6 protein-coding genes and 1 pseudogene are annotated in these 13,532 nt (G+C 76.2%); 3 read left to right on the forward strand and 4 right to left on the reverse strand.

The window, feature by feature from the left end; translation table 11 throughout:
- Positions 1-116: 116 nt before the first annotated feature.
- The 3 genes from ACZ3J7_RS15415 to ACZ3J7_RS15425 all read right to left on the reverse strand — a co-directional run bounded on the left by ACZ3J7_RS15415 (position 117) and on the right by ACZ3J7_RS15425 (position 5,028).
- Positions 117-2,336 (reverse strand): NADP-dependent isocitrate dehydrogenase, encoded by a 2,220-nt coding sequence (locus tag ACZ3J7_RS15415; protein WP_465620824.1) that lies wholly within the window; start codon positions 2,334-2,336, stop codon positions 117-119.
- 102 nt (positions 2,337-2,438) lie between these two features.
- Positions 2,439-3,908, reverse strand: a complete 1,470-nt coding sequence (locus tag ACZ3J7_RS15420; protein WP_465620826.1) for an SDR family oxidoreductase — start codon at positions 3,906-3,908, stop codon at positions 2,439-2,441.
- Between the two features lie 460 nt (positions 3,909-4,368).
- Positions 4,369-5,028: a pyridoxamine 5'-phosphate oxidase family protein gene (locus ACZ3J7_RS15425; RefSeq protein WP_465620828.1), complete on the reverse strand. Its 660-nt coding sequence runs from the start codon at positions 5,026-5,028 to the stop codon at positions 4,369-4,371.
- Positions 5,029-5,359: 331 nt separating this feature from the next.
- Here ACZ3J7_RS15425 and ACZ3J7_RS15430 point away from each other — a divergent pair, with 331 nt between their 5' ends.
- Positions 5,360-6,223: a universal stress protein gene (locus tag ACZ3J7_RS15430; RefSeq protein ID WP_465620830.1), complete on the forward strand. Its 864-nt coding sequence runs from the start codon at positions 5,360-5,362 to the stop codon at positions 6,221-6,223.
- Between the two features lie 100 nt (positions 6,224-6,323).
- Here the strand turns inward: ACZ3J7_RS15430 and ACZ3J7_RS15435 are convergent, their stop codons facing one another.
- Positions 6,324-8,012, reverse strand: a complete 1,689-nt coding sequence (locus tag ACZ3J7_RS15435) for a PP2C family protein-serine/threonine phosphatase (protein WP_465620832.1) — start codon at positions 8,010-8,012, stop codon at positions 6,324-6,326.
- A gap of 312 nt (positions 8,013-8,324) precedes the next feature.
- On the opposite strand from ACZ3J7_RS15435, the gene ACZ3J7_RS15440 reads away from it, so the two are divergent.
- Positions 8,325-9,761: an esterase/lipase family protein gene (locus tag ACZ3J7_RS15440; RefSeq protein ID WP_465620834.1), complete on the forward strand. Its 1,437-nt coding sequence runs from the start codon at positions 8,325-8,327 to the stop codon at positions 9,759-9,761.
- Positions 9,758-13,532: pseudogene (locus tag ACZ3J7_RS15445) on the forward strand (hypothetical protein); the annotation flags it as partial. The gene ACZ3J7_RS15440 and the pseudogene ACZ3J7_RS15445, both read left to right, overlap by 4 nt.

Below are 13,532 nucleotides of genomic sequence, written 5' to 3' on the forward strand. Positions count from 1 at the left end.
GCCCCGCCCTCCCGGAACGCCACCCCCCGCCCCGGGGCCCGGAAACGCGGAACGCCGCCGTCGGCCGCCCCGGGAGGGGGTGGCCGACGGCGGCGTCAGCGGCTGCCGACCGGTCGTCAGGCGAGCGAGCCGAGCGCGTCGTTGAGGGTCTTCGACGGGCGCATCACGGCCGCGGCCTTGGCCGGGTCGGGCTGGTAGTAGCCGCCAAGCTCGGCGGGCTGGCCCTGAACGGCGATCAGCTCGTCGACGATGACCTGCTCCTGCTCGCCCAGGGTCCGGGCGAGCGGGGCGAACGCGGCGGCGAGCGCGGCGTCCTCGGTCTGGGCGGCCAGCTCCTGGGCCCAGTACAGGGCCAGGTAGAAGTGGCTGCCGCGGTTGTCGATGCCGCCGAGGCGGCGCGAGGGCGACTTGTCCTCGTTGAGGAAGGTGCCGGTGGCGCGGTCCAGGGTGTCGGCGAGGACCTGGGCGCCGGCGTTGCCGGTGGTGGTAGCCAGGTGCTCGAAGGAGGCGGCCAGCGCGAAGAACTCGCCGAGCGAGTCCCAGCGCAGGTAGTTCTCCTTGACCAGCTGCTGGACGTGCTTGGGGGCGGAGCCGCCGGCGCCGGTCTCGAAGAGGCCGCCGCCCGCCATCAGCGGGACGACCGACAGCATCTTGGCGCTGGTGCCCAGCTCCAGGATCGGGAACAGGTCGGTCAGGTAGTCGCGCAGCACGTTGCCGGTGACCGAGATGGTGTTCTCGCCCCGCCGGATGCGCTCCAGCGAGAGCTTGGTGGCCTCGACCGGGGAGAGGATCTGGATGTCCAGGCCCTCGGTGTCGTGCTCGGGCAGGTACGCCTTGACCTTCTCGATCAGGACGGCGTCGTGGGCGCGGTTCGCGTCCAGCCAGAACACGGCCGGGTCGCCGGTGGCGCGGGCGCGGGTGACGGCCAGCTTGACCCAGTCCTGGATCGGCAGGTCCTTGGTCTGGCAGGCGCGGAAGATGTCGCCGGGGGCGACGGCCTGCTCCAGGACGGTCTCGCCGTTGGCGTCGACCAGGCGGACGGTGCCGGCGGCGGCGATCTCGAAGGTCTTGTCGTGGCTGCCGTACTCCTCGGCGGCCTGGGCCATCAGGCCGACGTTCGGGACCGAGCCGATGGTGGCCGGGTCGAGGGCGCCGTGGGCGCGGCAGTCGTCGATGACGGCCTGGTAGACGCCCGCGTAGGAGCTGTCCGGCAGGACGGCGAGGGTGTCGGCCTCCTGGCCGTCCGGGCCCCACATGTGGCCGGAGGTGCGGATCATGGCCGGCATCGAGGCGTCCACGATGACGTCGCTGGGGACGTGCAGGTTGGTGATGCCCTTGTCGGAGTCGACCATGGCCAGGGCCGGGCCGTCGGCGATCTCGGCGTCGAAGGAGGCCTTGATCTCGGCGCCGTTGGCGAGCTTGTCCAGGCCGGCCAGGATGCCGCCGAGGCCGTTGTTCGGGTTGAGGCCGGCGGCGGCCAGGTCGGCGCCGAACGCGGCGAAGGTCTTCGGGAAGAAGGCGCGGACCACGTGGCCGAACAGGATCGGGTCGGAGACCTTCATCATGGTGGCCTTGAGGTGCACCGAGAACAGCACGCCCTCGGCCTTGGCGCGGGCGACCTGCGCGGCCAGGAACTCGTTCAGCGCGGCGGCGCGCATCACGGAGGCGTCGACGACCTCGCCGGCCAGCACCGGGACCTTCTCGCGCAGCACGGTGACGGTGCCGTCCTCGCCGACCAGCTCGATGCGCAGCGCGCCGGCCTCGGCGATCACGGTCGACTTCTCGGTGGAGGCGAAGTCGTCGACGCCCATGGTGGCGACGTTGGTCTTGGAGTCGGCCGTCCAGGCGCCCATCCGGTGCGGGTGGGTCTTGGCGTAGTTCTTGACCGACAGCGGCGCGCGGCGGTCGGAGTTGCCCTCGCGCAGCACCGGGTTGACGGCGGAGCCCTTGACCTTGTCGTAGCGGGCGCGGACGTCGCGCTCCTCGTCGGTCTGCGGGTCGTCCGGGTAGTCGGGCAGGGCGTAGCCCTGGGCCTGCAGCTCGGCGACGGCGGCCTTGAGCTGCGGGACGGAGGCCGAGATGTTCGGCAGCTTGATGATGTTGGCGCCGGGGGTCTTGGCCAGTTCGCCGAGCTCGGCGAGGGCGTCCGCGATGCGCTGGTCCTCCTGGAGGTACTCCGGGAAGACGGCGATGATCCGACCGGCCAGCGAGATGTCGCGGGTCTCCACGCTCACACCGGCGGTGGCGGCGTACGCCTGGACGACCGGCAGGAACGAGTACGTGGCGAGGGCGGGGGCCTCGTCCGTGTGGGTGTAGATGATGGTCGAGTCAGTCACCGTAGCTCCAGCTTCCACGTCTGCAACGTCTTGACGTCAAGATATCTCGTCCCGGGGGGATCTCCGCAACCAACCCCCCGGCGGCCCTCCCGGACCCGCCGGTCAGCCGGCCTCGGCGCGGGCGGCGATGTTGCGGGCCATCCCGCCGAAGACCACGGCGTGGAAGGGGGCGACCGACCACCAGTAGGCCTGTCCGGCCAGGCCGTGCGGGTGGAACAGGGCGCGCTGGCGGTAGCAGGAGCCGTCGCCGTCGGGGGTGACGGTGAGTTCCAGCCAGGCGAGTCCGGGCAGTCGCATCTCGGCGCGCAGGCGCAGCAGCCGGCCGGGTTCGATCTCCTCGACGCGCCAGAAGTCGAGCGAGTCGCCGACCCTGAGCCGTCCGGGTGAGCGGCGGCCCCGGCGCAGTCCGACGCCGCCGGCCAGCCGGTCGAGCGCGCCGCGGGCGGCCCAGGCGAGCGGGAAGGAGTACCAGCCGTGCTCGCCGCCGATGCCCTCGACGACCCGCCACAGCGCTTCGGGCGGGGCGTCGACCCGGCGTTCCCGGACGTCCTGGTAGAGGCTGCCGCCGGCCCAGTCGGGGTCGGTGGGCAGCGGGTCGCTGGGGGCGCCGGGCAGCGAGGCCGAGGACCAGCGGGTGGTGACCTCGTCGTCGCGGATCCGGCGCAGGGCGAGCTCGACGGACCGGTCGAAGCCGATCGGGCCGCCGGGCGGGTCGGGGATCCAGCGCTCCAGGTCGTGCTCGGAGCGGACCACCTCGTGGCGCAGCGACTCGACCAGCGGCCGGGCCAGCGCGCCGGGCACCGGGGTGACCAGGCCGACCCAGTGCGAGGAGAGGGTGGGGGTGAGGACGGGGACGGCGAGGATCAGGCGGCGGCGCAGGCCGGCCAGGCGGGCGTAGCGCTGCATCATGGCGCGGTAGGTGAGCACCTCGGGGCCGCCGACGTCGAAGACCCGGTCGGTGGCGGGGTCGTCGGGCAGGTGGGCGGCGCCGAGCAGCAGGCGCAGCACGTCGCGGACGGCGATCGGCTGGATCCGGGTGTCGACCCAGCGCGGGGTGACCATCACGGGGAGGCGTTCGGTGAGGTGGCGGAGCATCTCGAAGGAGGCGGAGCCGGAGCCGATCACCACGGCGGCGCGCAGTTCGGTGACGGGCGTGCCGCCTTCGCGCAGGGCCCGGCCGGTGGCGACCCGGGAGCGCAGGTGCGGGGAGAGCGCGCCCTCGGGCAGGTCGGGCGGGACGAGGCCGCCGAGGTAGACGATCCGGCGGACGCCGGCCCGGGCGGCGGCGCGGCCGAAGGCGCGGGCGGCGTCCCGGTCGACGGTCTCGAAGTCGGGGCCGGTGCCGAGCGAGTGCACCAGGTAGTAGGCGACGTCGACGCCGTCGAAGGCCCCGTCCAGGGTCTCCGGGCGGGTGACGTCGCCGGTGGCGGTCTCCACGGCGCCCCGCCAGGGGTGGTCGCGCAGCCGGGCGGGGTCGCGCACCAGGCAGCGCACCCGGGCCCCGTCCGCGAGTAGTTCGGGCACCAGTCGCCCGCCGAGGTACCCGGTCGCTCCGGTCACCAGACAGCGCACGTCGTCTCCTCCCGTCCGGCCCCCCTGCTCCTTCCCCCGGTCTTCGGTGCCGTCCCCGTCCGCGGATCGCCGCGTCGGCCGATCGCCTCCGGTTCGGGTCGGTCCCGCTGCCAAGTGTCGGTGGACACAGTGCCAAGTGCCTGTGGACGGGGTGCCAAGTGGGGGCGGCGGGGCGCGGCTACGGTGGGCGGTGTTCAGGGAACCCCCGTGCTCCGAGGGGGCGGCGGACCTCTCCCGATGTGGCGGGAGGCGACGGGTCCGGCGCCGGGGCGCGGACGTGCCGTGGCGGACTCCTCTCCGCCCGCACCTGTCGGTGACCGGTCCGGGCGGTGGCGCTCCCAGTGCCGCCGCCGCCCGGACCGGTCCCGCTTCGACGGTCCTGCTCCGACGGTCCTGCTCCGACGGCCCCGCTTCGACGGTCCCGTTCCGACGGCCCCGCTGCGGGGCTCCCGGGGCGCTCCTACGCCGCGGCCCGGCCGCCCGCCCGGATGCTCCGTCCGGTGACGGTGGCGGGCGTGAGCCGGACCCAGCGGCCGTGCGCGGGGGGACTGGGCAGTTCGGCGAGCAGGGCCGGTTCGGTGACGTACTCGAGCGGGCCGACCATCAGCACGCTCCAGCCCTCGCGCAGGTCCCGGTCGGCGCGGTCGACCTCGAAGGCGGCGTCGCCGCCGGGGCCGGGGGCGAGCGGGCCGTCCCCGGTGGTGCGGTACAGGACGCTGTGGCCGTGCACCAGGTAGCCGACGGGGCGCACCACGGGGCCGTCGAGTCCGGTGCGGGCGATCCGGCCGAGGCCGTTGGAGCCCAGGCGCCGCCAGCACTCGGCGACGCCGAGCTCGCCGAGGACGGGCGGGCCGGCCAGGGCGGGGCCGTCCGGGTGCTTCACCCGTTCGGCGGGGCGGCCGGCCACCAGTTCCTCGTACTCCAGGCCGAGGACGGCGGCCAGGCGGAGCAGCGCGGGCGGGTCGAAGTCGCGTCCGAGTTCCAGGACGCGGCGCAGGTAGGCGGTCGACATGCCCGCCCGGGCGGCCGCCTGCGCCTCGGTGAGGCCGAGGTCGGCGAGGCGGTCGCTGAAGCGGCGGGCGAGCGCGGTCCCGGGGGTCGGGGCGTGTCCGGTGGTCACTTCGGTCACCTCCCGTGGGTCGTTCGGTCCGGCCGGCGCGCCGGGACGTTCGCGGGCGTCCGGTCCGGCCGGTACCTCCATGGTGCGGGACCGGGGGGCGGGTCGGGCAGGGGCCTTGGACCCCGATCGGACGTTCGCACTCCACTTCGGGGGTCGCACCCGGGACCAACGTCCCGGACCGCCGGGTCCGGCGGCCCTGGCGGGCCCGCGCGGGCGGGAGCAGAGTGGGCCACGACCCCGGCACCGGGCGACGCGGGCGACGCGGGCGACGGAGGCCCGCGGGAACCCGCGGCGGGGAGCCCGCTCGGGAAAGCACAGGGAAGGCACCGTCATGACTCGTCCCGTTCTCGCCGCCGTAGACGCGTCCGTCCGCAGCCGGGCCGCCGCGCACTGGGCCGCCCGGGAGGCCGGCCGGCGGGAGGCCCCGCTGCGCCTGCTGCACGCCTGGCCCTACCTGGGCCGGAAGGCGAACGACCTGGTGAAGGCCGACGACCTGGAGAGCGGCGCGCAGGGCATGCTCGGCGACGTCGCCCAGGAGCTGCGGGCCGCGTACCCGGGCCTGGAGGTGACCGGCGAGCTGGTGCCGGACGCGGCGGTCGACGGGCTGACGGCGGCCGCCGAGCAGGGGCAGCTGCTGGTGATCGGCACCCGGGGCCTGGGCGGCTTCCGCGGGCTGCTGGTCGGCTCGGTCAGCCTGGGCGTGGCGGGCCGGTCGGCGGCGCCGGTGGTGCTGGTCCGCGAGGGCCGCCCGGAGCAGCCGTCGCACGAGCCGGAGGTCGCGGTCGGCCTGGACGCGCTGGAGCCGAACGACGCGGTGCTGGAGTTCGCCTTCGAGGCGGCCCGGCTGCGCGGCGCCCGGGTCCGGGTGGTGCACGGCTGGGAGCTGCCGCCCGCCTACGGGTACGCGGGGTGGATCCCGGTGGAGACCGAGCAGCAGGAGCTGGGCGCGCTGGCGGTCGGCATGGTCGCCGAGGCGGTCGCCCCCTGGCGGGAGAAGTACCCGCGCACGCTGGTCCTGGAGGACGTCCGCACCGGCGGCGGCGCGGCCGCGCTGGTCGAGGCGTCCGAGCAGGCCGACCTGGTGGTGGTCGGCCGCCGCCGGCGCACCCTGGGCCTGGGCAGCAGGCTCGGCTCGGTCGCCCACGCGGTGATCCACCACGCGCAGGCGCCGGTCGCCGTCGTCCCGCACGACTGACCCCCGCTGCCCGCTCCGCCGGCCTCCGCTCCGCCGGTCCCGCCCGCCCCGCCGCGCCGCCTCCTCGGTGCCGGCGGGGCGGGCGCTCGTCCGCCCCCGCTCAGTGGTCGAAGCGGAACGCCAGCAGGGTGGCGTCGTCCTCGGAGAGCGGCCCGGACATCTCGCGGACCACCGCGTCCACCAGGCGCTGCAGGTCGGGGTCGGTCGCGCGGTCCCGGTCGGCGTGCGCGCCGACGGCCGCGCGGAGCGCTTCGAGGCGGGTGTCGACGTCCTGGTCGCGGCGCTCGACCAGGCCGTCGGTGTACAGCAGCACGGTGTCGCCGGGGCGGACCCGCGTCTCCACCGCGCCGTAGGCCACCTCGGGCAGCACGCCGAGCGGCGGGCCGGTGTCGGGCTCCAGCAGGGTGGCCCGGCCGTCGCGGAGCAGGACCGGCGGGGGGTGGCCGGCGCAGATCCAGCGCAGCAGGCGCCGGTGCGGGTAGTAGCGGGCGACGACGGCGGTGGCGGTGGCCTCGTCGCCCTCGTCGCAGGCGATCCGGTTGAGCCAGCCGCCGAGCGACTCGACCAGCGCGCCGGTGAACGCCAGCCCGGCCAGCGCGTGCCGCAGCATCGACATCAGGGCGACCGCGTCCAGACCGTGCCCGCGCGCGTCGCCGACCGCCAGCAGCACCTGCCCGTCCGGGAGTTGGCGCACCTTGTACCAGTCGCCGCCGACTCCGGCCTCGGCCGGGCGGTAGGCGACGGCGGTGCTGACGCCGAGCCCGGTGAGGACGGCGGAGTGCGGTTGCAGGGCCTCCTGGAGGCGCTGGACGACGTGGTGCTCGGTGTCGGCGCGGCGGGCCTGCCGCTCGGTCTCCTCCTCCTGCTCGCGCAGCCGCCGCCGGCTCTCCCACAGCTCGGTGACGTCCTGCAGCACCACCCGCAGGCCCTCCACCGGGCCGCCCTCCTCCCGCACCGCCTCGGCCACCAGCCGGACCCGGCGCGGCCGGCCGACCCCGTACAGCTCGGTCAGCACGTCGATGTCCGCGCCGGTGGTGAGCAGCCGGTCGAGGTCCCGGTAGAGCGCCGGGCGGGCGGTCTCGGTGACCCGGCGCAGCGCCCGGCCCGGCGGGACGGTGGCGGTGTCCGGCGGCAGGCCGAGCAGGACGGCGAGGCCGGGCGAGATGTCGAGCCGGCCGTCGCGCAGCCCCCACTCGGCCCAGCCGACCCGGGCGATGCGCTGCGCGGCGCGGGCGATCCGCTCGGTGCGGTCGTCGGGCCACACCAGCAGCAGCCGGCGGCCCAGCCGGTGCACGGTGACCCGCTCGTGCCGCAGGCCGGTGCGGCCGTCGGGCAGCACCGCGCGCCAGCGCACCGGGACGGCCCGGGCGGCGGCGCCCGTGCGCAGCACCTCGGTGACGGCGTCCGCGAACGCGGCCGTCCACAGCCCCGGGTACGCCTCGCGCAGCGAGAGGCCGCTCCCCTCGCCGGCCTGCCGGTAGGCCGCCCCCGGGTGGGACGGGTGCCGGAGGGCGGCCTCGTTCAGGATCACCGCGGCCAGGTCGCGGACGCCCCCGTCGGCGCCCGGCACCGGCTCCGCCAGCACGGCGGCCTGCGGGACGGCGTCGAGCAGGTGGTGCAGGTCCAGGTCCGGCGGCCGGGTCAGCGCCGGGTCGAGCGCGTCCGCCGGGACGACCGGCGGCGGTCCCGGCGGCTCGGCGGGCCGGACGCGGCGCTGCTCCGCGCGCAGCCGCTCGACGGTGCGGCGCAGGGGCTCGCCCCGATCGACCTGCTCCGGTCGCCCGTACACCGCCGCCCTCCTCCCACCGCCCGGCGCGCTCCCCGTCCGGCCGTCCGGCCCTCCGGCCTTCCGGCCCGCACCGCCCGGCTGTGCTGCGCGGTCTCCGCCGGGCGTTCTCCGCCACTTTTCCGGCGCCCCGCCCGGGCGGCGACCCCGGCGGACCGGACGGGTGAGCGGCGCCGGACGGCAGGCGGGGCGGGCGGGCCGGGCGGTGCGTATCTTTTCCGGAACTTCCGCGTCTGCCCGCCCGTCGCTGGTAGCAAAGGGTGGCGGGGCGGTGGCCGTCGGGGTTCCGCCCGCCGTCCGGGGAGGGTGCGGACCATGGGGCGCAGGCATCTGGTGTACGTGCTGCCGGGTATCGGGGGCAGCGTGCTGGAACGGCCGGGCAGCCGCGGCTCCGGGCCGCGGGCGGTCTGGGACGCGGGGTTCGGTGACATCGCCGGGCTGCTGGCGAACCCGGGGCGGCTGGCCGTGGACGAGCCGCTGCGGGCGACCGGACTGATCCGGTCGAAGCGGTTGCTGCCGGGCTGGACCGTCGTCCCCGGCTACGAGCGGCTGGTCGCCGGTCTCGCCGCGCTTCCGGGCACGGTCGTCGACACCTGGCACCCCGGACGGCGCGACCCGGCGGCGAACGTGGTGCTCTTCCCGTACGACTTCCGCCTCGGCGTCCGGCACGCCGCCGAGCTCCTCGCGGCCGACGTCCACGAGCGGCTGAAGGACCTCTCGCCCGCCGAGCGGGCCGGGCGGGTCGTGGTGGTGGCGCACTCGCTGGGCGGCCTGGTGGCCCGCTACTGGCTGGGTCCGCTCGGGGGCTGGCCGCTGTGCCGTTCCCTGATCACCCTCGGCACCCCCCACCGCGGCGCCCCCAAGGCCCTGCGCCTCCTGGTCGACGGCGTCCGCGTCGCGGGGATGCGCCTGGACCGGGTGAGCGACCTGCTGGCGCGCTGGCCGTCGGTGGCCGAGCTGCTCCCCCGCTACCCCATGGTCTGGGACGGCACCGCGAACGCCGCCCTCCACCCCCACGACCTGCCGCTCGACGGCCTGCGCCCGTCGGCGGAGCGGGGCTTCGCGGTGCACCGGGAGATCGAGGACGCGTGGGCGGCGATCCCCCGCACCGGGGCGGAGCCGCAGGTGGTGCCCCGCCTGGGCTGGAGCCACCGCACCCCCGGCTCCGCGGTGTGGGACGGCCGGAAGCTGGAGTTCAGCAAGGAGCTCCCGGGCTGGCTGGACCTCGCGGGCTGGGAGGAGGACCACGGCGACGGCACCGTGCCCGCCGTCTCCGCCGTCCCCGTCGAGATGGACGGCCACGACACCACCGGCTGGCGCACCCGCGACCGCCACGGCCCCATCGCCTCCGCCGACTGGGTCCCCGGCCTGGTCGAGGCGTACGAGGGGCGGCAGCGGCTGACCGCCGCGCGGGGCGAGGAGCGCGAGGCCGCGCTCGGCCTCGACCTCGACGAGCTGCACCTCCAGGGCGCCGCGGTCCCGCTGCGCGTGCGGCTGTGCGGCGACGAGCTCCCCGAGGAGGCCACCGCCGCCCCGGAACGCCTCTCCGTCTGGGCCACCCTCCGCCCGGCGGAGGGCCCCCGCGCCGCCGTCGCGGAGGTCCGGCTGGACTGGGACGGCGGCCTGGGCGGGTACGCCACCGAGCTGCCCGGCCAGCCCGCGGGCGGCTACGACCTGAAGGTGAGCGTGCGGGCCGTGCCCGGCGCGGGCGACCTGTCCGTGACCGACGGCATCGCGGTGGTCGCCCCGTGACCGTGACCGGGTCCTGGCCCCGCTGGTCCCTGGAGGGCGAACCCGCCGCGCTGGCCAAGTACGTCCAGCCGAAGGCGGTCGCGGCCCTGGTGGGGCTGCCGGGCCCGCCGGCCGACAGCCGCCTGGCGCAGGCGCGGACCGTGTACGAGGCCCTGGCCGGCGCGGGGATCACCTACTCCCACGAGGCGCCGTCGGACGACCCCGGCCGGCAGGTCGTCCGGCAGCCCGCCGAAGTCCTGTGGTCCCCGCGGCACGGGACCTGCCTGGACCTCGCGCTGGTCCTCGCCGGGGCCTGCCTGCACGCCGGGCTCCGCCCCGTCGTGCTCGTCCTCGACCCGCCCGTGGCAGGAGGCGCCGCCCACGCCCTCCTCGGCGTCCGGATCGACGACCCCGACCCGGACGACCCCCAGGTGCCCGACGCGGACGTGTGGGCCACCCGGCCCGACGACCTCGCCGACCTCGTCCAGGCCGACCCGGACGGGCCGGTGCGGCCGCTGCTGCTCCTCGACCCCGTCGGCATCGCCGAGGCGCTGCCCTCCTCGCCGGTCCTCGGCACCGGCGCCACCTTCGCCGAGGCCGCCCGCAGCGGGGCCCGGTACGCCTTGGAGTGGACCTGGCGCCTCGCCGTCGACGTCCACCGCACCTGGCGCGAGCAGGACGCCCACACCCCGGCCGACCGTCCCGCGGACGACCCGCTGCGCAGCCCGTACGTGGAACTCGACCGGCGCGGCGGCCGGCCCCTGGAGGTGCTGCGGGCCGAGCACGCGGTCGTGCCGTTCCAGGCCCGTGACGAGCTGACGATCCTCACCCACTGGTGCCACGAGGTCGCGGCCGGCCCGCACACCGGCATGATCGTCGTCCACGGGGCGGGCGGCGCGGGCAAGACCCGCCTCGCCCTCGAACTCGCGCACCGGCTCGCCGCCGACAGCGGCTGGTACACCGGCTACCTGCGCGACGGCCGCACCGGCTGGGACTGGCTGGGCACCGTCGTCTCCCCCACCCTCGTCGTCCTCGACTACGCCGACGCCCGGACCGCCGACGCCCAGGACCTGCTGGCCGTGCTCAGACGCCGCACCGACCGCGGCGCCGCACCCGCCATCGTCGTCATGACCGCCCGCGCCATCACCGGCCAGTGGCTCACCAACCTGCGCAGGGCCGTCAAGCGCGACGGGCACCTCGCCCGCGAGGGCAGCCCCCTGCACCTGCCACCGGACCACCCCGCCGGCGCCACGCTCTTCCGCCGGGCCGCCGAAGCCTTCCGGGACGGCCCCGGCGGCGACCTCGACCTGGAGACGGCGACCCGGGCGGCACCGGCCGACTGGACCACGCTCGACCACGTCCTGCTGGCCTACCTCGCCTCCCGCGGCCCCGACCACCTCCCCGCCACCCGCGCGGACCTCTACGACGAAGTCCTCGCGCACGAGTACGGCTACTGGGCGCAGACCTACCGGAGGAACGCCGGCCTGCCCAAGGACGCGGACGTACCGGAGGGCACCCTCAGCCGCGCCGTCACCAGCCTCACCCTCCGCTCCCCCACCACCCCCAGGGACGTCCAGGCCGCGCTCCGCGCGGTCGAGGAACTCTCGGACGACCCGCAGGAGCGCAGGACCATCGGCGCCACCCTGACCACCTGCCTGCAGCCCGGCCCCGGCGAGCCCTTCGTCCTGCGCCCCGACCCCATCGCCGACCACCTCACCCTCACCGAACTCCGCCACGACGAGGAGCTGCTTCCCCGCGTCCTCGACGACCTCGACAGCGAACGCCTCCTGTCGGCGCTGCGCCAGCTCAACCGCGCGGCCGCGGCCGAACCGGCCGTCGCCACGGGACTCCTGACGCAGTGGCTCGGCACGGCACCGGACCGCTGGAGGGTCGTCCTGCACCTGGCCGCCGAGCAGGGCGGCACCGCGCTCGCCGCCCTCGAACGGCTCATCGACAGCGACCCCGCCGTGCCCTGGCTCGACGACCTCGCCAGCGCGATCCCCTTCACCACGATCGGCCTGCCCGGACTCGGCCTGCGCGCCGACCTCCGGCGCCTGTCGATCCTCCGCACCACCGACGGCACGGAGCCGGCCGAACTGGCGAGCCAGCTCCAGCGCGTCAGCCACCGGCAAAACGCGGTCGGGGAGCAGCGGGCCGCGCTCGAGACCGCCGCCGAAGCCGTCGACCACTACCGCACCCTCACCCAAGCCGACCCCACCGCCCACCTCCCCGACCTCGCCGCCTCCCTCAACAACCTCGCCAACCGGCAATCCGGCGCCGGAGAGCGGCGGGCCGCACTCAACACCATCACCGAAGCCGTCGGCCACCACCGCGCCCTCGCCCAGGCCGACCCCGCCACCCGCCTCCCCAACCTCGCCTCCTCCCTCAACAACCTCGCCAACCACCAGAACGCGGTCGGAAACCGGCAAAGCGCGCTCGACACCATCACCGAGGCCGTCGCCATCCGCCGCACCCTGGCCGAGGCCGATCCGGCCGCCCACCTCCCCAACCTCGCCTCGTCCCTCAACAACCTCGCCGTCCACCAGAACGCGACCGGGGACCGGCGGGCCGCGCTCGACACCACCACCGAAGCCGTCGGCCACCACCGCACTCTCGCCCAAGCCGACCCGGCCGCCCACCTCGCCGACCTCGCCGCCTCCCTCAACAACCTCGCCGTCCACCAAGGCGCGGCCGGAAACCGGCAGGGGGCACTCGAGACAATCACCGAAGCCGTCGCCATCCGCCGTGCCCTCGCCCGGGTCAATCCCGCCGCTCACCTCCCCGACCTCGCCGTGTCCCTGAACAACCTCGCCATCCAGCAGAACGCGACCGGGGACCGGCGGGCCGCGCTCGACACCATCACCGAGGCCGTCGCCATCCGCCGCGCCCTCGCCCAGGCCGACCCCGCCGCCCACCTCCCCAGCCTCGCCTCCTCCCTCAACAACCTCGCCATCCAGCAGAACGCGACCGGCGACCGGCGGGCCGCGCTCGACACCGCCACCGAAACCGTCAGCCACTACCGCGCGCTCGCCCAAACCGACCCCGCCGCCCACCTCCCCAACCTCGCCGTGTCCCTCAACAACCTCGCCAACCACCAGAACGCGAACGGAAAGCGACGGGCCGCACTCGAGACCATCACCGAAGCCGTCGGCCACTACCGCACCCTCGTCCAGGCCGCCCCGGCCGCCCACCTGCCCGACCTCGCCGTATCCCTGAACAACCTCGCCGTCCACCAGGGCGCGGCCGGAAACCGGCAGGGCGCAGTCGAGACCATCACCGAGGCCGTCGCCATCCGCCGCGCCCTGGCCCAGGCCGACCCCGCCGCCTACCTGCCCGACCTCGCCGTGTCCCTCAACAACCTCGCCAACCACCAGGGCGCGGCCGGAAACCGGCGGGCCGCGCTCGACACCGCCACCGAAGCCGTCGACCACTACCGCGCCCTCGTCCAGGCCGCCCCTGCTGCCCACCTGCCCGACCTCGCCGCCTCCCTCAACAACCTCGCCAACCACCAGAGCGCGGCCGGAAACCGCCGGGCCGCGCTCGACACCGCCACCGAAGCCGTCGACCACTACCGCGCCCTCGTCCAGGCCGCCCCCGCCGCCCACCTGCCCGACCTCGCCTCGTCCCTCAACAACCTCGCCAACCGGCAATCCGACGCCGGGGACCGGCGGGCCGCGCTCGACACCGCCACCGAAGCCGTCGACCACTACCGCGCCCTCGTCCAGGCCGCCCCTGCCGCCTACCTGCCCGACCTCGCCGCCTCCCTCAACAACCTCGCCAACCAACAGAGCG

It is taken from the genome of Kitasatospora sp. NPDC015121 (genome assembly GCF_055562955.1).

Coding starts and splice junctions, on each gene's coding strand:
- ACZ3J7_RS15430 (WP_465620830.1), top strand. CDS start 5,360: ATGACTCGTCCCGTTCTCGCCGCCGTAGACGCGTCCGTCCGCAGCCGG.
- ACZ3J7_RS15440 (WP_465620834.1), top strand. CDS start 8,325: ATGGGGCGCAGGCATCTGGTGTACGTGCTGCCGGGTATCGGGGGCAGC.